This window comes from Kitasatospora sp. NPDC088861 (genome assembly GCF_044750105.1).
GTDB lineage: Bacteria > Actinomycetota > Actinomycetes > Streptomycetales > Streptomycetaceae > Kitasatospora.
This window is the reverse complement of sequence record NZ_JBIVJF010000030.1, coordinates 71,917-88,505: the sequence shown is the minus strand read 5'-3', so window position 1 is coordinate 88,505 and position 16,589 is coordinate 71,917. Positions and strand designations below refer to the sequence as shown.

Genomic DNA, 16,589 nt, shown 5'->3' with positions numbered 1-16,589 from the left:
TTTTCCGCTCCGTTTCCGGCGCTTCGTTCATCCAACTCGCTGGTGTCTTCTGCGGCTTGACGCCCCGTCCGACGTTTCAAACTCTAGCCGATCCCCGCTCCGAAAAGCGAATCGACTGCAATCCAATAAAACGAACACACCGAATAAGAACCAAGCCGCGACAAGACGCGACCCAGCCCGAACCAGGAAATGGTGTTTCAAAAGGATTGGCCGCCCCGGGACCGTCCGCGCCGATGCGTGTCCGGTGCTCCCTGCCGAGCGACTAGAGAACACTACCCCTGGTCGGCGTCGCGGGCAAGCCGCTGCCGGCGACGGTCCGGGTGCAGAGTGCGCGGCCGGCTTTCACGTACTCGCCGTTGGGGTGGTCGTTGCCGGTCACCCAGTGGCGGGCGGTGGCCTCGTCGCGGCCGCCGTCGCGGTGGCGGCGGAGCAGGCGCTCCTCGCGGAGGGCGTCGTCGGTGTCCACGTACCAGAGTTCACGCAGCAGGCGGCGGGCCTCCGGCCACGGGGCGTCGGTGGAGGCGAGGTAGTTGCCCTCGGTGATGACGAGGCGGGTGTGCGGGCGGACGACGTGGCGGGCGGCGACCGGTTCGTCGAGGGTACGGTCGAAGTCGGGGGCGTAGATGTCCTGGAAGCGGTCGGCGGCGATGCGGCGCAGCAGGGCGACGTAGCCGTGGGCGTCGAAGGTGGCGGGGGCGCCCTTGCGGTGGGTCAGGGCGAGGCGGTCCAGTTGGGCGGCGGACAGGTGGAAGCCGTCGAGCGGGACGTACGCGGCGCTGCCGGGGCCCTCGGCGCGTTCGATCTCGGCGACCAGGTGCCGGGCCAGGGTGGACTTGCCGGCGGCGGGCGGGCCGGCAAGTCCGAGGATCGTGCGGGCGTTGCTGCCCGGGCCCCGGAGGAAGCCGAGGGCGAGGGCGGTGAGGCGGTCCTCGTTCATGGCCGCACCCTACTCACCTCCGGCACGGGCCTCACCGCTCGGCGAGGGCGGGCACCTCCAGGGTGAGGGTGCCGGCGTCGGCGTCGAGGACGGCGGGGACGCCGAGCGGGACGGTCAGGGTGGAGGGGCAGTGGCCGAAGCCGAGTTCCCAGATGACGGGTATGCCGAGCGGGCCGAGGCGGTCGAGCATGACGTCCCGGACGCGGTCGAGCCGTCCGCAGCCGTCCCAGGAGCCGAGCGCGATGCCGGCGACCCCGTCGAACGCACCGGAGCGCAGGAACTGGGTGAGGAGCCGATCGAGCTGGTACGGCTGCTCGTGGACGTCCTCCAGGATCAGGATGCCGCCGGCGTAGGAGGGCCGGGCGGCGGGCGTGCCGCGCTCGGCCGCGAGGACGTGGAGGCAGCCGCCCGCGGTGACGCCCCGGGCGCGGCCGGGGACGAGGGTGGTGGCGGTCAGTGAGGTGAGCACGGTGGTGGCCGTGGGCTCGAAGAGGGTGCGGCGCAGGTGCTCGGCGGTCGGTCCGTCGGTGATGAAGGAGCCGGCCGCGCTCATCGGCCCGTAGAGGGTGGCGATGCCGAGCCGCTGGGCGAAGGCCTCCTGGAGGGAGGAGACGTCGCTGAAGCCGATGAACGGCTTGGGCGGGACGGCGCGCATGGCGTCCCAGTCGAGCAGGTCGACCATGCGGTGGACGCCGTAGCCGCCACGGGCGCAGATGACGGCGTCGACGGTGGGGTCGAGCCAGGCGGACTGGAGGTCGGCGGCGCGGTCGGCGTCGGTGCCGGCGAGGTAGCCGAGGGTGGGGTGGGCGTCGAGGACGTGCGGGGCGACGGTGACCCGCAGGCCCCAGGAGCGGAGGACCGCGCAGCCGTCGGTGAGCCGCTGGGAGTCGATCGGGCCGCTGGGGGCGACGACGGCGATGTGGTCGCCGGGGCGCAGGTGTGGCGGGCGGGTCAGACCCTGGCCGGGCGTGGTCGGGTGCTGGTCCATGGGCCGGGACGCCTTTCGGGGGAGGCCGGGTACGGGCGGCCTCGGCGTGGTCGAGGCCGCCCGGTGACGATATGCCCCCGTGTCGACGGGCCGATGTCCGCGAGCCGACGTCTTCGGGCCGAAGGTGCCCCGAAGGTGCGCCGGAGGTGCGGGGCGGTTCTTCAGATCGCCCCCATCACCTTCCTGACCTCGTCGAGGGTGGCGTCGGCGACGGCGTTGGCGCGTTCGGCCCCGTCGCGCAGGACCTGGCGCAGGTGGCCTCGGTCGGCGGCGAGTTCGGCGCGGCGGGCGCGCAGGGGGCGGAGGTACTCGTTGACGGAGTCGGTGACGGTGCGCTTGAGCGCGGCGGCCCCGCCGTCACCGATTTCCTCGGCGATCTCCTCGGGTGCGCGGTCCTGGCAGAGCGCGGCGAGCAGGATGAGGCCGGAGACCTCGGGCCGGTTGGCCGGGTCGTAGTCGATCCGACGGTCGGCATCGGTCCTGGCGCCGCGGATGATCCGGGCGGTCTCGTCCTCGGTCGCGCCGAGGGGGACGGAGTTGCCCCGGCTCTTGCTCATCTTGCCGCCGTCGGTGCCGAGCAGCAGCGGGGCGTCGGAGAGCAGTGCGCGGGGAGTGGGGAAGACGGCGCCGCCGTCGGCGTGCGGGTAGCGCTCGTTGAAGCGGCGGGCGATGGTGCGGGCGACTTCGAGGTGGGGCAGCTGGTCCTGGCCGACCGGCACGAGGTTCGCCTTGCAGAAGAGGATGTCGGCGGCCTGGTGGGCGGGGTAGGTGAACATCAGCCCGTTGACGGCGGACTGGCGGGAGTGCGCGATCTCGTCCTTGACGGTGGGGTTGCGGTTCAGTTCGGCGACGCTGACCAGGCTGAGGAAGGGCAGCAGCAGTTGGTTGAGGGCGGGGACGGCGCTGTGCGCGAAGATCGTGGCGCGGTCGGGGTCGAGGCCGGCCGCGAGGTAGTCGAGAACGAGGTTCTCGGTGTGCTCGGCGAGCCGGTCGGCGATGTCCCGGTCGGTGATGACCTGGTAGTCGGCGATCACGACGAACATCTCGACGCCCTGGTTCTGGAGCTGGACGCGGTTGTACAGGGTGCCGAAGTAGTGGCCGAGGTGCAGCGGTCCGGTGGGGCGGTCCCCGGTGAGGACGCGGTGGCCGGCCGGATCGGCGGTGAAGGTGGCGGTGGTCGCCACGGACGGGGTCGTCGCGGTCGTCTCGGTGGTCATCGGGTTTCTCCTCGGTACGGCGGTGGTGGCGGCCGTCCGGGGCGGGGGCCCGTTCCGTGGGAAACGCGAAAGGGCCGTCCATTCCGGACGGCCCTGGTCAAGCGGGTGGGGTGGCCGTCCCTCAGGACGGCCACCAGCACTGGCCCGCGTAGAGCTTCATGCGGTCGAGGATAGCGTCGGTGCCCGGCGGCGTGGTCGGCTTTCGGCGCTCCGGTCCTCCCGGTCCTCCCGGTCCTGTCGGTCCTCTCAGTCCTCGACGACCAGCGCGGGGGTGTCCTTGCGCAACGTCTCGCCGCGGAAGAACTCCGGCCGGGCCAGCCCGTAGCAGGTCATCAGGACGGCGCCGAGCAGCAGGATGCCGACGCCGATGACGAACACCGAGCCGATGCCGAAGACGGCGCCGCTGCCGTAGTCCGGGTTCCAGGCGTCGGTGAGGGTCTGCAGGAAGACCCCGCTCAGCAGCACGCCGCCGAGCAGCGGGGCGATGCCCTTGAGGAACAGGTCGCGGGGGCCGGTGCGCAGCGAGCGGCGGAAGTACCAGACGCAGGCGAACGCGGTCAGCGCGTAGTAGAAGCAGATCATCAGGCCGAGCGCCAGGATGGTGTCCTGGACGACGTTCTCGCTGATCAGGCTCATGCCGACGTAGAAGACGGCGGTGGCGATGCCGGCCGCGACGGTGGCGTACCCGGGGGTGCGGAAGCGCGGGTGGACGGCGCCGAAGCGCGGCGGCACGGCACGGTAGGCGCTCATCGCGAGCAGGGTGCGGGCCACCGGGATAAAGGTGGTCTGGAGGCTGGCGGCGGCGCTGGCGACGACGGCCAGGAAGAGCAGGACGCTCCACGGCGAGCCGAGGACCGGGCGGGCGAGCGCGGCGAAGACGTTGTCGGAGGTCTCCGGGTTGCTGAGGCCGAAGCCGGTGGAGCCGACGCCCGCGAACATCTGGGCGGAGATCGCGACCAGCAGGTACGAGCCGACCAGGGTGACCATGGAGACCATCGCGGCGCGGCCGGGGGTCTTGGCGCTGCCGAGGGTCTCCTCGTTCATGGTGAGACAGGTGTCCCAGCCCCAGTACATGAAGATCGACAGTGACAGGCCGGCGGTGAAGGCGCTGAAGGAGCTGACCTGGAGCGGGTTGAGCCAGGAGAACGAGAAACCGATCGAGTCGGGCAGGTCGCCGGCGGCGGCCTTGCCGACGGCGATGGCCGAGAAGAGCACCAGCACGGCGAGTTGGAGGCCGACCAGGCTGTACTGGAACCACTTGGTGGCGGTCATCCCCCGGTAGCTCATCGCGGTGGCGCCGGCGATCAGCAGGACGACGGTGAGCAGGTGGACGGCCTGGTTCTGGTCGAGTTCGGCGACCCAGCTCCTGCCGGTCATCTCGCCGAGCATCAGGTAGAGGAACTCGGTCGCGACCCCGGCCAGGTTGGACAGCACGATGATGGTCGCGACGGTCAGGCCCCAGCCGGCCATCCAGCCGACCCGGGGGCCGAAGGCCTTGACCGTCCAGGTGAAGGACGTGCCGCAGTCCGGGAAGTCCTTGTTCAGCTCCTTGTAGGCGAACGCGACGAGCAGCATCGGCAGGAAGCCGGCCAGGAACACGGCGGGCATCTGGACGCCGACCGCGGTGACGGTCGGCCCGAGTGTCGCGGTCAGGCAGTAGACCGGGGCGACCGTGGAAACGCCCAGGACCACACTGCCCAGCAGGCCCACCGAGTTGCCCCGTAGACCCTTGTCCCCCGCTCCCCCAGCTGTCCCCTGGTCGGGGACTCCACCACTGATGCCACTGACCGGGGCACCCTGCGGAGCGCCGGGCGCCATTGCCCGGCCGCTGCTTCCGTGCTCTGAGAGCTGCTGATCAAACACCAGCGCACCCTAGGCGCGAGCATGGAAGGTTGAGTAGACCAACCCTTGGTGATCTAAACCACTTGCTTCGATTCGTTCTCGGTGAAGGCCGTCAAGGTGCAGCATTAACGGCGCGTTAAGCGGTGTACCTTGGTTTCAAAGGATTAGGGTCAAGAGAATTTCTCCCTTATGTCAAGGTTTGAGATGGTTCACCCCCGGCCCGGACGGGTCGCCACGTCCCCCCTCGGACGCTTCGGATAGGTTTGCCTCACCTAACCTCGATTCGAAGGAGCGTCGCGTGGCCCCCCACCCCGACGACCTGGTTCTCGTCCCCCGCACCCCCTCCCGCCGCAGGTTCCTCTCCGCCGGGATCGCCGGCGGGGCGGTCCTCGGCCTCGGCGGACTGCTCACCGCCTGCGGCTCGGGCGGCAACGGCGGCTCCGGCGGCGCGACCCCCGGCACCGGCGGCGCATCGCCCGACCAGAAGTCGGTCAAGCAGGGCGGCGACGACTACGCCACCGTGATCGAGAAGATGAAGGGCTTCGGCACCGACGCCGCCCCCGGCGTCTACCCGCGCACCGTCAAGCACGCCATGGGCGAGACCGTCATCCCCGCCAAGCCCACCCGGGTCGTGGTCCTGGACACCGGCGAACTCGACAACGTCGTCGCACTCGGCATCCAGCCGGTCGGCATCGTCTACACCGACGGCTCCAAGTCCCTGCCGTCCTACCTCAAGGACAAGGCCGGCAACCCGGCCAACGTCGGCACCATCAACAGCCTCAACCTGGAGGCCATCGCCGCGCTCAAGCCCGACCTGATCCTCGGCAGCCAGCTGCGCGCCCAGGACCAGTACGCGCAGCTTTCCAAGATCGCGCCGACCGTCTTCTCGCTGCGCCCCGGCTACCCCTGGAAGCAGAACTTCCAGCTCAACGCCAGCCCGTTCGGCCTGGAGGCCGAGGCCAAGACCCAGCTCGACGCGTACCAGGCGGCCGCCACCGCGATCGGCGCCAAGCTCGGCGACAAGCGGCCCACCATCACGCCGCTGCGCTTCATGCCCGGCCGGACCCGGCTGTACGCCGAGCTGTCCTTCATCGGCACCATCCTCACCGACGTCCCGCTGCCGCAGCCCAAGATCGAACAGGTCAAGGAACTCGCGGTGGAGGTCAGCCCGGAGCAGATCGACAAGGCCGACGCCGACTGGATCTTCTACGGCGTGTACGGCAGCCCCAGCTCCACCAACCAGGACGCGGTGCTCGGCGGCGCGCTCTGGAAGACCCTCGGCGCGGTCAAGTCCGGTCAGGCCCGGCCGGTTTCGGATGAGACCTGGTTCCTCGGGCTCGGTGTCATGGCCGCCAACGCGGTGCTCGCCGACCTCAAGGGCTTCGTCGCGCCCGGCACTTGAGTCGACACGGGGCGTAGGGGCGGGCAGTGGTCTCGCGCACACCCCCGGAACTGACTCTTGGAGCTGGTCGCGCGGTGCGGGAGGATCATCCGGACCGTCCGCCGAAGGGCCCGTGCCGATGACCTCGCTCCACTCCGCCGCAACCGACCCGTCCCTGCCCGGCCCGCCCGGGGGCAGCGCCGGATCCGCGCCCCCGCACGCTGCGCGCTGCTCCATCGCGACGGCCGCCGAGACCGGCCCGGCCGGCGCTCCGGGCGCCGCCCCGTCCGGCACGGCCGGTGGGCCGCGCCAGGCGGGCGGCTCACGCCACGACTCGGTTCCGCAGCCGCGCGGACGGGAGGACGGCGCGGGGAACGGCGGACCCGCAGCGGGGGGCGAGGCGGCTGCGGACGATCCGACCACCTCACGGCTGCGGGCGGCGCTCGCCGACCGGCTGCGGGCCGCCCGCGCCCAAGGCCGCTCGGTCGCCGACCTGGCGGCCGCGTGCCGGCGACCGGCCACGGAGGTCCGGGCGCTGCTCGGCGAGAGCGCCGAGGACGGCGAGGACGAGGACGGGGACGGGGACAGCGGGGTCCGTGAGGGCGGCGCGGGCGTTCAGCACCGTGAAGACGTTCCGGGCGGCGAGGCCGAGGCCGTGGGCGGGCGGGCCGGGACCGGGGCAGGCCGGTTCGGTCGACCGGCCGTCGCGCCCGAGGGCGACCGGGCCGTGCCCGTGCTGCGCGCGGCGCGCGAGGAACTCCGGGCCGCCGGATCCCGGCGCCCCGCGCCCTCGCGCCGACTGCGCCGGATGCACCCGCAGGCCGACGCGACCGGGCAGGGGGCGGCCGCACGGGAGACGGCCGCGACCTCCGCTGCTCTCCCGGCCGAGGTCCGGGCGGCAGCCGCACCCGGTTCGGGTGCACCCATCGGAGGCACCGGGGCTGTGACAGCGCCATCGGCCGCCGGCCCCGAGGCGGCGCGGGCCGAGACACCGCTCGGCATCCTGATCGGCGGCAGCCCGAACCAGCCCGAGGCCGTCGGCCGCCCGGAGGAGCGGGCGCCGATCCGGGTGACGGCGGAACCGGTCCGGATCGGCCGCGGCACCAGCCTGATCGTGCTGCCCTCCTGGCGCCCCGCCATCGCCGTCTCGGTGCCGACCGAGCAACTGCTGTCCGCCACCGGGCTCGCCTTCGAGCAGCTGACCGACGCGCAGCTGACCGTGCTGATGAACCCCTGCGCGCTGCACGACCGGGAGCTGGACCTGCACGGCTGGGAATCCGGCCCGGGCGGGCGGGCACGACGCGGCGGGCGCCCGTAGGGGCGTGTGGTCGTAGCAGCGCGCGGGCAGGGCCCGTCGGCAACGGTCGCAGCAGCGCGCGTTCAGGGGCCGCCGGCAACGACCAGGGGACGGCAGCCGGGAGATCGCGGTCGGCCGCGCGTCGGGGAGCGGTCAGCGGGCGGCCGTCAGCGGCTGGCCGGGGCGTTCGGGATGAAGCCGAGGTCGACGGGTACCGGGGGGCGCCCGTCGACGGCCCAGCCCTCGCGGACGGCGGTCAGCAACTCCGGCAGCCGGGGCGGCCAGAGCGCGTCGGCGTTCTCGTCCGCCAGGTCGGCCGGGGTCCACCAGCGCCAGTCGAGGATCCGGTCCTCGGCATGCACCGCGCTGACATCACCGACCGGACCGCGGTGCGGTCCGCCCGTGAGGTAGATGTGCTCGTGCTGACGGACCGGGGTGCCGTGCCAGGTGAAGTCGTGTTCCCAGGTGCAGAGCAGCGGGCCCGGTTCGAGGTCGCTCCAGCCCGTCTCCTCCCAGAGTTCGCGCCGGGCGCCGGTCCACGGGGTCTCGCCGGGCTCCAGCCCGCCGCCCGGCATGGTCCAGTGGACGCCGACCTCGTCGTTGTCCGAACGGAGCAGGAAGACCGAGCCGTCCTCGTCCAGGACCACCGTGCGAGCCGCCTGCCGGGGGACACGCCTACGGAGTCTCAGCAGATTTCGCATCGGATCACTCTCCCAGCACCCGGCCGGGCCGTCGAGCGGGTTTGACGCGCCGAAAGCCGCCGACGCCGCCCCGCCCGGGCCTTACCCTGACGGCCATGCCCGTACCCGCGATCCTCTTCCCCGCCGACCCGCTCAACCCGCGCCGGCCCGACCCGCACTTCGCCTGGGAGGCCAGGCTGCTGCGGGAGTTGGGCGGCGAGCACCACCTGGTCGACCACGACGCGCTGCTCACCGGGCACGCCGAGCAGGCGGTCCGACGGGTGCCGCAGGACCGGGGTCCGCTCTGGTACCGGGGCTGGATGCTTCCGTCCGCCCGCTACGCCGGCTTCGCCGCCGCGCTCGCCGCGCGCGGCTGCGCCCTGCTGACCAGCCCGGCCGGCTACGCGACGGCACACGAACTGCCGGGCTGGTACGGCGTGTTCGAGGGGGCGACCCCGCCCAGCACGTGGATCCCCGCCGCCGCTGCCGCGGTGCCCGGGCCGGAAGAGCTGGCGGCCGCCGCGGCCCGGCTCGGCGGGAGCGGGCCGGCGATCGTCAAGGACTACGTGAAGTCGCGCAAGCACGAGTGGCACGAGGCCTGCTACGTCCCCGAGTTGGCCGATCTGGCGAGCGTCGGACGCGTGGTGGCGCGGTTCGTCGAGCTCCAGGGCGAGTTCCTGACCGGCGGGGTGGTGCTGCGGCGGTACGAGGAGTTCGAGCCGCTGGCCGACGGGCCGGGCGGCAGCTCGGGTGACGACTCGGGCGAAGGATCGGGCGGAGGGCCGGATGGAGGGTCGGATGGAGGGTCGGATGACCGTTCGGGCCGTGGGAGCGGGCGGGCCGTGGAGGCGCGGGTGTGGTGGCTGGACGGCGAACCCGTCCTGGTAGGACCGCACCCCGACGCGCCTCACCACGATGTCGAACCCGACCTCGCCGGCGTCCGCCCCCTGGTCCGGATGCTCGGCTGCCGCTTCGTCACCACCGACCTCGCCAGCCGGGCCGACGGCTCCGGCTGGCGCGTGGTCGAGGTCGGCGACGGACAGGTCAGCGACCTGCCGCGCGGGATCGACGCCACCGGCCTGCTGGCCTCGCTGATCGCCGCCTGACGATCAGCCTGACGGGCCGCCGGCGACGGTCCGCCAGACTGATCGCGGGCAGTCGGCTACCCGGCGGCGACGGCCTCGACCGCCGGGTGGCCGTCCGCGATGAACGCCTGCCAGAGCCGGGCGTACGTGCCGCCCCGGGCGAGCAGCTCGGTGTGCGTGCCGTCCTCGACCACCCGGCCGTGGTCCAGCACGACGACCCGGTCTGCGCGCTCGGCGGTGGTCAGCCGGTGGGCGATGACCAGCGTGGTGCGGCCGCCGCTGAGGCGGTCCGCGGCCTGGTTGACCGCCGCCTCGGTGGCCAGGTCGAGCGCCGCGGTCGCCTCGTCGAGCAGCAGGACGTCCGGATCGACCAGCTCGGCCCGGGCCAGCGCGATCAACTGCCGCTGGCCGGCCGAGAGGTTGCGGCCGCGACCCGCGACCTCGTGGTCGTAGCCGCCGGACAGCCGGACGATCATGTCGTGCGCGCCGACCGCCCGGGCCGCCGCCTCCACCTCGGCCGGCGAGGCGTCGGGCCGGCCGTACGCGATCGCCTCGCGCACCGTGCCCGCGAACAGGTACGCCTCCTGCGGCACCACGCCCAGCCGGTGGCGGTACTGCGCCAGGTCGAAGCGGGTGAGGTCGACCCCGTCCACCCGCACGGTGCCCTCCGTCGCGTCGTAGAACCGGGCGACCAGCTTCACCAGCGTCGACTTGCCGGCGCCGGTCTCGCCCACCAGCGCCACCGTCTGCCCGGCCGGAATGTGCAGGTCCACACCGGTCAGCACCCTCGGGGCGCCGTCCGCACCACCGTTGTAGGCGAAGCCGACGCCCTCGAAGGAGATCTCGCCGCGCAGCCCCTCGGGCACCGGCACGGGGTCGGCCGCCTCGGCCGTGGCGGTCGGGGTGCGCAGCAGCTCCCGGATCCGGCCGAGACCCACCGAAGCCTGCTGGTAGCCGTCGAACACCTGGGACAGCTGATTGACCGGTGCGAAGAACAGATCGATGTACAGCAGGTACGCGACCAGCGCGCCGACCGTCAGCGTCCCGGCGTCGACCCGGGCCGCGCCCACGATCAGCACCAGCGCGGCGGCCACGCTGGAGAGGAACTGGACGAACGGGAAGTACAGCGAGATGTACAGCTGCGCGCGCACCCGGGCCTCGCGATAGGCGACGCCCCGGGCGACGAAGCGGTCCGTGTTGGTGTCCAAGCGGCGGAAGGCCTGGACGATCCGCATGCCCGCCACGTTCTCCTGGAGGTCGGCGTTGACGGTGCTGATGAGGTCCCGGGACAACTCGTACTGATCCCTGGACTTCCGACGGAACACCAGCGTCGCGATCACCAGCAGCGGCAGCACCGCGAAGACCACCAGGGCCAGGCCGGCGTCGATGATCAGCAGCGCGGCGAAGATCCCGCCGAAGGTCAGCAGGCTGACCACGGCGGTGACCACGCCGGTCTGCAGGAAGGACGTCAGCGAGTCCAGGTCGGTGGTCATCCGGGTCATGATCCGACCGGACAGCTCGCGCTCGTAGTAGTCCAGGCCGAGCCGGTTGAGGTGGGCGAAGATCTTGAGGCGGAGCAGGTAGAGCACCCGCTCACCGGTCCGGCCGCTGACCCGGTTCTCGGCGCTCTGCACCAACCAGTCCAGCAGCACCACCACCAGCGCGGCGAGCGCGGCCACGGCGACCCCGGACATCAGGGCCTTGCTGACTCCCTGGTCGATGCCGTGCCGGATCAGCACCGGCAGCACCAGGCCGGAGGCCGCGTCGAGCGCGACGAGCAGCAGGGCCAAGGCGAGCGGGACGCGGAAGGGGCGCAGCAGGCGGCGGAGGGTGAAGTCCGGGTCACCGGCCTCGGCCTCGGCGCGCGGGACCGCCGGGGAGTCGGCGGCCGGCGGGAGGGCCGCGACCTTGGCCAGCAGGTCAGGGTCGGCGGTGCGGGCCGCCTTGACCAGGGCGGGGGTGGGGAGGTCGGGGGTGGCCGGGGCGGGGGTCTGCGTGGCGACGGGTTCCGGGGTGGGGGGCGAGGCCGGCGTGGGGGTCGGTTCGTGGACAGGCTCGGGGGTGGACCACGCCTCGGTCTGCTCAGCGGCCGGCTGCTCGGGGGCCTGCTGCTCGGGGGCCTGCTGCCCAGCAGGCTGCTCGGGGGTCTGCGGAGAGGCCTGCTCGACGGTCCGCGCGGAGGTCTGCTCGACGGTCTGCGGGGCCTCGGACGACCGGGGTGTGCGGCCGGCCTCGGGGTCGGTGATCAGAGCCCGGTACTGGGGACATCGGGCGTCGAGTTCCTCGTGCGTGCCGATGTCCAGCAGCCGGCCGTGATCCAGGACGGCTATCCGGTCGGCGAGCTGCAGGGTCGAACGGCGGTGGGCGATCAGCAGCGTGGTGCGGCCGGTCATCACCGAGCGCAGCGCGTCGTGGATCTCCGCCTCGACCTGCGGGTCCACTGCCGAGGTGGCATCGTCCAGCAGCAGGATCCGGGGGTCGGTGAGGATCGCCCGGGCCAGCGCGATCCGCTGGCGCTGGCCTCCGGAGAGGGTCAGGCCCTGCTCGCCGACCTTGGTCTCGTAGCCGTCGGGCAGCGCGCGGACGAACTCGTCGGCCTGGGCGGCCCGCGCGGCCGCCACCACCTGCTCGTCCGTGGCGTCCGGACGGCCGTAGGCGATGTTGGTGCGGACCGACTCGGAGAACAGGAAGCTCTCCTCGGGGACGATGCCGACCGCCGACCGGACCGAGTCGAGGGTGAGGTCGCGCAGGTCGTGGCCGTAGAGGCGGACGGCGCCGGCCGCCGGGTCGTAGAAGCGCGGCACCAGCTGCGCCACCGTCGACTTGCCGGAGCCGGAAGCCCCGACCAGGGCGAGGGTCTCGCCGGGGGCCAGCTTCAGGCTGAGGCCGTGCAGGACGGGGGCGGGGTGCTCGGGGTCGTAGCGGAACTCGACCTGGTCGAACTCCAGGGCGACATCAGAGGTTCGGGGGCCTGTGGTGGCGCGGGTGTCTGCGGTGGCGCGGGGGCCTGCGGCGCTGCCTTCGCGGACGCCGGTGGCGGCGCCTTCGCGGGTGCCGTCCCCGGTGAGGTCCAGGGTGAGCGCGTCCGGGCGCTCCTGGACCAGCGGGCGCTCGTCGATCAGCTGGAGGACGCGCTCCACACCGGCCCGGGCCTGCTGGCCGACCGTGATGACCATGGTGAGCATCCGCACCGGCCCGGTCATCTGCGCGACGTAGGTGGAGAAGGCGACGAAGGTCCCGAGCGACACCTGGCCGTCGACGGCCAGCCAGCCGCCGAAGGCCAGCACCGCGACCTGCGCGAGCGCCGGGATGGCCTGCATCGCCGGGTTGTAGCGGGCGTTGAGCCGGATCGACCGGAGCCGGGCGGCGAACAGGTGACGGGAGGCCCGCTCCAGCTTGTCCAGCTCCTGCGCCTCCTGACCGAAGCCCTTGACCACCCGGACGCCGCCGATCGCGCCGTCCACCACGCCCGCGACGGCGGCCGCCTCCTGCTGCGCGGCCCAGGTGGCGGGGAAGAGGCGCTTGCGGCTGAGGACGGTGATCCACCACAGCGCGGGGGCCATCACCAGGGCTATCAGGGTGAGCGGCGGGGAGAGCCAGACCATCACGGCCAGCGACATGACGAACATCACCAGGTAGCCGGTCATCATCGGCAGCATCGAGAGCAGGCCGTTGATCAGCTGGAGGTCGGAGGTCGCGCGCCCGACCACCTGGCCGGTGTCCAGCCGGTCCTGGCGGTGGCCGTCGAGCCGGCCGAGCGAGCGGAACAGGTCGCTGCGCATGTCGTGCTGGACGTCCAGGGCGAGCTGACCGCCGTAGTAGCGGCGGACCTGGGTGCAACCGAAGACGACGACGGCGGCGAGCAGCAGCACCACCGCCCAGGGGACCAGCGAGCGGGTGTGCGCGGTGATGACGTCGTCGATGATCACCTTGGTGACCAGCGGCACCAGCGAGGTGACGGCCATGCCGACGAGCGAGGCGCCGAAGGCGAGCAGCACGCTGCGGCGGGACCGCCAGCAGTAGCCGACCAGGCGGCGCAGCCAGCCGACGGCCTGCGGGTGGTCGCCGTCCGGCTGCGGGTGGTCGCCGTCCAGCTGCGGGCTCGCGCCGGGGTCCGGTGAGCCGCTCGGGGATTGCTCCACCGTGGATCCGTGAGTCTCAGGCATATTTAGGGATGCTAACCATTTCGTCGGGTGGCCGCCATGGCGTTTCCGGCCCGGATGGGGCCGGAGCGGGCCGGGCGGCCCAGATCGTCCGGTCCGGCGGACTGGCCAACAGCCTGCGGCCTGCGGTGATTCCCGGCCGAACGCACACACGGCCCGCCGACCCCGCCCGCCTCCAGGGTCGCCTGACTCCAGGGTCGCGGACGACCCGCCGAAGGCCCAGCGGCCAGGGGCGGGCGGGCGCCATCCTTTGGTCCTAGACCTCCGGTGGCCGTACGCCTCCGGCCTCGGAGCCGGACCGCCGACGCTTGGGCCCGGACCGCCGGGCAGGCCCTCCGGGGGCGCAGGGATCAGGCCTGCGCGGACACCGACTCTGCCGCCGCCGCGAAGGCGCCGTGGGCGAGGGCGTGCAGCAGGACGGCCATGCCGTCGCGCTGGAGGCCGGAGCGCTCGTCCTGGGCGGGGCCCGGGCCGAGGCTGTGCGGGGTCGAGTTGATCAGGCCGAAGACGGCGTGGACGGCGGCCCTGGCCACCGGTTCGGCGGCGGGGCCCGTCAGCTGCGGATAGGCCTGCCGGACCACGTCCACCCACAGCTCGACGTAGCCGCGCTGGAGCCGGCGGACGGTGCGGCGGTCCTCCTCCTTGAGGTTCAGCAGCTCGCGGTCGTGGAGGGTGATCAGGTCGCGGTCGTCGAGGGCGAAGTCGACGTGGCCGCCGATCAGCGCGTCCAGCGCGGCGGCCGGACCGTCACCGCCGCCCGCCCGGCGCCGCCCCTCCTCCAGCAGGCGCTCGCTGATGCCGATCAGCAGATCGGCGAGCATCGCGTCCTTTCCGGCGAAGTGGCGGTAGAGCCCGGGGCCGCTGATGCCGACGGCCTTGCCGATCTCGTCCACACCCACCCCGAGGAAACCCCGGGCCGCGAAGAGTCGCGCGGCCTCCCGACGGATCTGGTCGCGGCGTGGGAGCGCGGAGGCTGCGGGGACGTTCGGCATGCTGCCCATCGTAGACAGTGGGGTTATCGGCCGTTAACCTGGGCGCGTAAGTTAACGTTAATTAACGTGGGGTCCACGGGCGCACCGCATTCGGCCGCCCACCTGGTGCCGAGGGCAAGGGAGCTCTTGGGAATGGTCATCTCAACCGCCGGTGTACCCACCGGCGTCCATGGCAGCGCAGCGGCCGGCACCACGGCGGCGCCGGGTGCCGTACCGCCGGGAGCCGCTGCTCCCGCGCCCCGGCTCGGCACCGCGGTCGACCCGGGCTCCACCGCCTACCGGGCCAACACCGAGGCACACCGGGCCCTCGTCGCCGAGCTGCGCGAGAAGCTCGACGCGGCGGCCCTCGGCGGCGGCGCCAGGGCCCGCGCCCGGCACACGGCGCGCGGCAAGCTGCTCCCCCGCGACCGGGTGGACACCCTGCTCGACCCGGCCTCGCCCTTCCTGGAACTGGCCCCGCTGGCCGCCGACGGGATGTACGACGGGGCGGCGCCCGCGGCCGGGGTGATCGCGGGCATCGGCCGGGTCGCCGGACGCGAGGTGGTGGTGGTCGCCAACGACGCCACCGTCAAGGGCGGCACCTACTACCCGATGACCGTGAAGAAGCACCTGCGCGCCCAGGAGGTCGCGCTGGAGAACCGGCTGCCCTGTGTCTACCTGGTGGACTCCGGCGGCGCCTTCCTCCCCATGCAGGACGAGGTCTTCCCGGACCGCGACCACTTCGGCCGGATCTTCTACAACCAGGCCAGGCTCTCCGCCGCGGGCATCCCGCAGATCGCCGCCGTGCTCGGCTCCTGCACCGCCGGCGGGGCGTACGTCCCGGCGATGAGCGACCAGGCCGTGATCGTCCGCAACCAGGGCACGATCTTCCTGGGCGGGCCGCCGCTGGTGAAGGCCGCCACCGGAGAGGTGGTCACCGCCGAGGAACTGGGCGGTGGTGACCTGCACTCCCGCACCTCGGGGGTGACGGACCACCTGGCCGAGGACGACGCCCACGCCCTCTCCATCGTCCGCACGGTCGTGGCCGGGCTCGGACCGCGCTCGGCCAGGCCGTGGCCGCTCACCCCGGTCGAGCCGCCGGCCGTGGACCCGGTCGGCCTGTACGGGGCCGTCCCGGTCGACCCGCGCACGCCCTACGACGTGCGCGAGGTGATCGCCCGGCTGGTCGACGGCAGCCGGTTCGCCGAGTTCAAGGCCGAGTACGGCGCGACCCTGGTCACCGGATTCGCCCGGATCCACGGCCACCCCGTCGGCATCGTCGCCAACAACGGCGTGCTGTTCTCCGAGTCGGCCCTCAAGGGCGCCCACTTCATCGAGTTGTGCGACCAGCGCGGCATCCCCCTCCTCTTCCTACAGAACATCACCGGGTTCATGGTCGGCCGGCAGTACGAGGCGGGCGGCATCGCCAAGCACGGCGCCAAGATGGTCAACGCCGTCGCCAGCACCCGCGTCCCGAAGCTGACCGTGGTGATCGGCGGCTCGTACGGAGCCGGCAACTACTCGATGTGCGGCCGGGCCTATTCACCTCGCTTCCTGTGGATGTGGCCGGGCTCGAAGATCTCCGTGATGGGCGGCGAGCAGGCGGCGTCCGTCCTCGCCACCGTCCGCCGCGACCAACTGGAGGCCCACGGCGAGCAGTGGCCGGCCGAGGCGGAGGAGGAGTTCAAGCGCCCCGTCCGCGAGCAGTACGAGCGCCAGGGCAACGCCTACTACGCCACCGCCCGCCTCTGGGATGACGGCGTGATCGACCCGATGGACACCCGCACTGTCGTCGGCCTCGCCCTCACCGCCTGCGCCAACGCCCCGCTTCCGCCGCCCGGCCCGTACGGGGTCTTCCGGATGTGACCCCGCCCCGGCGGGTGTGACCCGCCCCTCCCACGCGACCTCTCCTCTCCTGTCGGTGTGACCCCGCTCCTGCGGGCGTGACTCCCGCGGCGCCGGCGCACCGCCCGGGCCGGCGCCCTCCCCTCCCCGCCGCCACTCCGCCGCCACCTCCTTCGTACGGCT

The 16,589-nt window shown here is 73.0% G+C and carries 11 protein-coding genes; 4 read left to right on the top strand and 7 right to left on the bottom strand.

Going from position 1 to position 16,589, the window contains the following annotated elements:
• Window positions 1-262 precede the first annotated feature (262 nt).
• From ACIP37_RS32425 to ACIP37_RS32410, 4 genes are all read right to left on the bottom strand, one after another.
• Window positions 263-937 carry a nucleoside/nucleotide kinase family protein gene (locus ACIP37_RS32425; RefSeq protein ID WP_363628191.1) on the bottom strand — a complete coding sequence of 225 codons (675 nt, stop codon included), beginning with the start codon at window positions 935-937 and terminating at the stop codon, window positions 263-265.
• A gap of 31 nt (window positions 938-968) precedes the next feature.
• The gene (locus ACIP37_RS32420) at window positions 969-1,925 is read right to left on the bottom strand and encodes an LD-carboxypeptidase (RefSeq protein ID WP_363628189.1); all 957 of its coding nucleotides are present in this window, start codon (window positions 1,923-1,925) and stop codon (window positions 969-971) included.
• 161 nt (window positions 1,926-2,086) lie between these two features.
• On the bottom strand, window positions 2,087-3,142 hold the full coding sequence (gene trpS, locus ACIP37_RS32415; protein WP_400811818.1) for a tryptophan--tRNA ligase: 1,056 nt from the start codon (window positions 3,140-3,142) through the stop codon (window positions 2,087-2,089).
• A gap of 246 nt (window positions 3,143-3,388) precedes the next feature.
• Window positions 3,389-4,960, bottom strand: coding sequence for an APC family permease (locus ACIP37_RS32410; protein ID WP_363583536.1), 1,572 nt, complete (start codon window positions 4,958-4,960; stop codon window positions 3,389-3,391).
• Between the two features lie 322 nt (window positions 4,961-5,282).
• On the opposite strand from ACIP37_RS32410, the gene ACIP37_RS32405 reads away from it, so the two are divergent.
• On the top strand, window positions 5,283-6,386 hold the full coding sequence (locus ACIP37_RS32405) for an ABC transporter substrate-binding protein (RefSeq protein WP_400811816.1): 1,104 nt from the start codon (window positions 5,283-5,285) through the stop codon (window positions 6,384-6,386).
• Window positions 6,387-6,504: 118 nt separating this feature from the next.
• Entirely contained in the window at window positions 6,505-7,683 is a 1,179-nt protein-coding gene (locus tag ACIP37_RS32400; RefSeq protein WP_400811814.1) for a hypothetical protein, read from the top strand.
• 146 nt (window positions 7,684-7,829) lie between these two features.
• Here ACIP37_RS32400 and ACIP37_RS32395 read toward each other — a convergent pair whose 3' ends face one another.
• Window positions 7,830-8,363 carry an NUDIX domain-containing protein gene (locus tag ACIP37_RS32395; RefSeq protein ID WP_363583542.1) on the bottom strand — a complete coding sequence of 178 codons (534 nt, stop codon included), beginning with the start codon at window positions 8,361-8,363 and terminating at the stop codon, window positions 7,830-7,832.
• A 95-nt stretch (window positions 8,364-8,458) separates the two neighbouring features.
• On the opposite strand from ACIP37_RS32395, the gene ACIP37_RS32390 reads away from it, so the two are divergent.
• The gene (locus tag ACIP37_RS32390; protein ID WP_400811812.1) at window positions 8,459-9,448 is read left to right on the top strand and encodes an ATP-grasp domain-containing protein; all 990 of its coding nucleotides are present in this window, start codon (window positions 8,459-8,461) and stop codon (window positions 9,446-9,448) included.
• A gap of 56 nt (window positions 9,449-9,504) precedes the next feature.
• Here ACIP37_RS32390 and ACIP37_RS32385 read toward each other — a convergent pair whose 3' ends face one another.
• Window positions 9,505-13,593, bottom strand: a complete 4,089-nt coding sequence (locus ACIP37_RS32385; protein WP_400811809.1) for an ABC transporter transmembrane domain-containing protein — start codon at window positions 13,591-13,593, stop codon at window positions 9,505-9,507.
• A gap of 347 nt (window positions 13,594-13,940) precedes the next feature.
• Window positions 13,941-14,582, bottom strand: coding sequence for a TetR/AcrR family transcriptional regulator (locus ACIP37_RS32380; RefSeq protein ID WP_363583548.1), 642 nt, complete (start codon window positions 14,580-14,582; stop codon window positions 13,941-13,943).
• 132 nt (window positions 14,583-14,714) lie between these two features.
• Here ACIP37_RS32380 and ACIP37_RS32375 point away from each other — a divergent pair, with 132 nt between their 5' ends.
• Window positions 14,715-16,427 (top strand): carboxyl transferase domain-containing protein, encoded by a 1,713-nt coding sequence (locus tag ACIP37_RS32375; RefSeq protein WP_400811806.1) that lies wholly within the window; start codon window positions 14,715-14,717, stop codon window positions 16,425-16,427.
• Window positions 16,428-16,589: the final 162 nt, after the last annotated feature.

Coding starts and splice junctions, on each gene's coding strand:
- ACIP37_RS32425 (WP_363628191.1), bottom strand. CDS start 937: ATGAACGAGGACCGCCTCACCGCCCTCGCCCTCGGCTTCCTCCGGGGC.
- ACIP37_RS32420 (WP_363628189.1), bottom strand. CDS start 1,925: ATGGACCAGCACCCGACCACGCCCGGCCAGGGTCTGACCCGCCCGCCA.
- trpS (WP_400811818.1), bottom strand. CDS start 3,142: ATGACCACCGAGACGACCGCGACGACCCCGTCCGTGGCGACCACCGCC.
- ACIP37_RS32410 (WP_363583536.1), bottom strand. CDS start 4,960: ATGGCGCCCGGCGCTCCGCAGGGTGCCCCGGTCAGTGGCATCAGTGGT.
- ACIP37_RS32400 (WP_400811814.1), top strand. CDS start 6,505: ATGACCTCGCTCCACTCCGCCGCAACCGACCCGTCCCTGCCCGGCCCG.
- ACIP37_RS32395 (WP_363583542.1), bottom strand. CDS start 8,363: ATGCGAAATCTGCTGAGACTCCGTAGGCGTGTCCCCCGGCAGGCGGCT.
- ACIP37_RS32390 (WP_400811812.1), top strand. CDS start 8,459: ATGCCCGTACCCGCGATCCTCTTCCCCGCCGACCCGCTCAACCCGCGC.
- ACIP37_RS32385 (WP_400811809.1), bottom strand. CDS start 13,593: ATGCCTGAGACTCACGGATCCACGGTGGAGCAATCCCCGAGCGGCTCA.
- ACIP37_RS32380 (WP_363583548.1), bottom strand. CDS start 14,582: ATGCCGAACGTCCCCGCAGCCTCCGCGCTCCCACGCCGCGACCAGATC.
- ACIP37_RS32375 (WP_400811806.1), top strand. CDS start 14,715: ATGGTCATCTCAACCGCCGGTGTACCCACCGGCGTCCATGGCAGCGCA.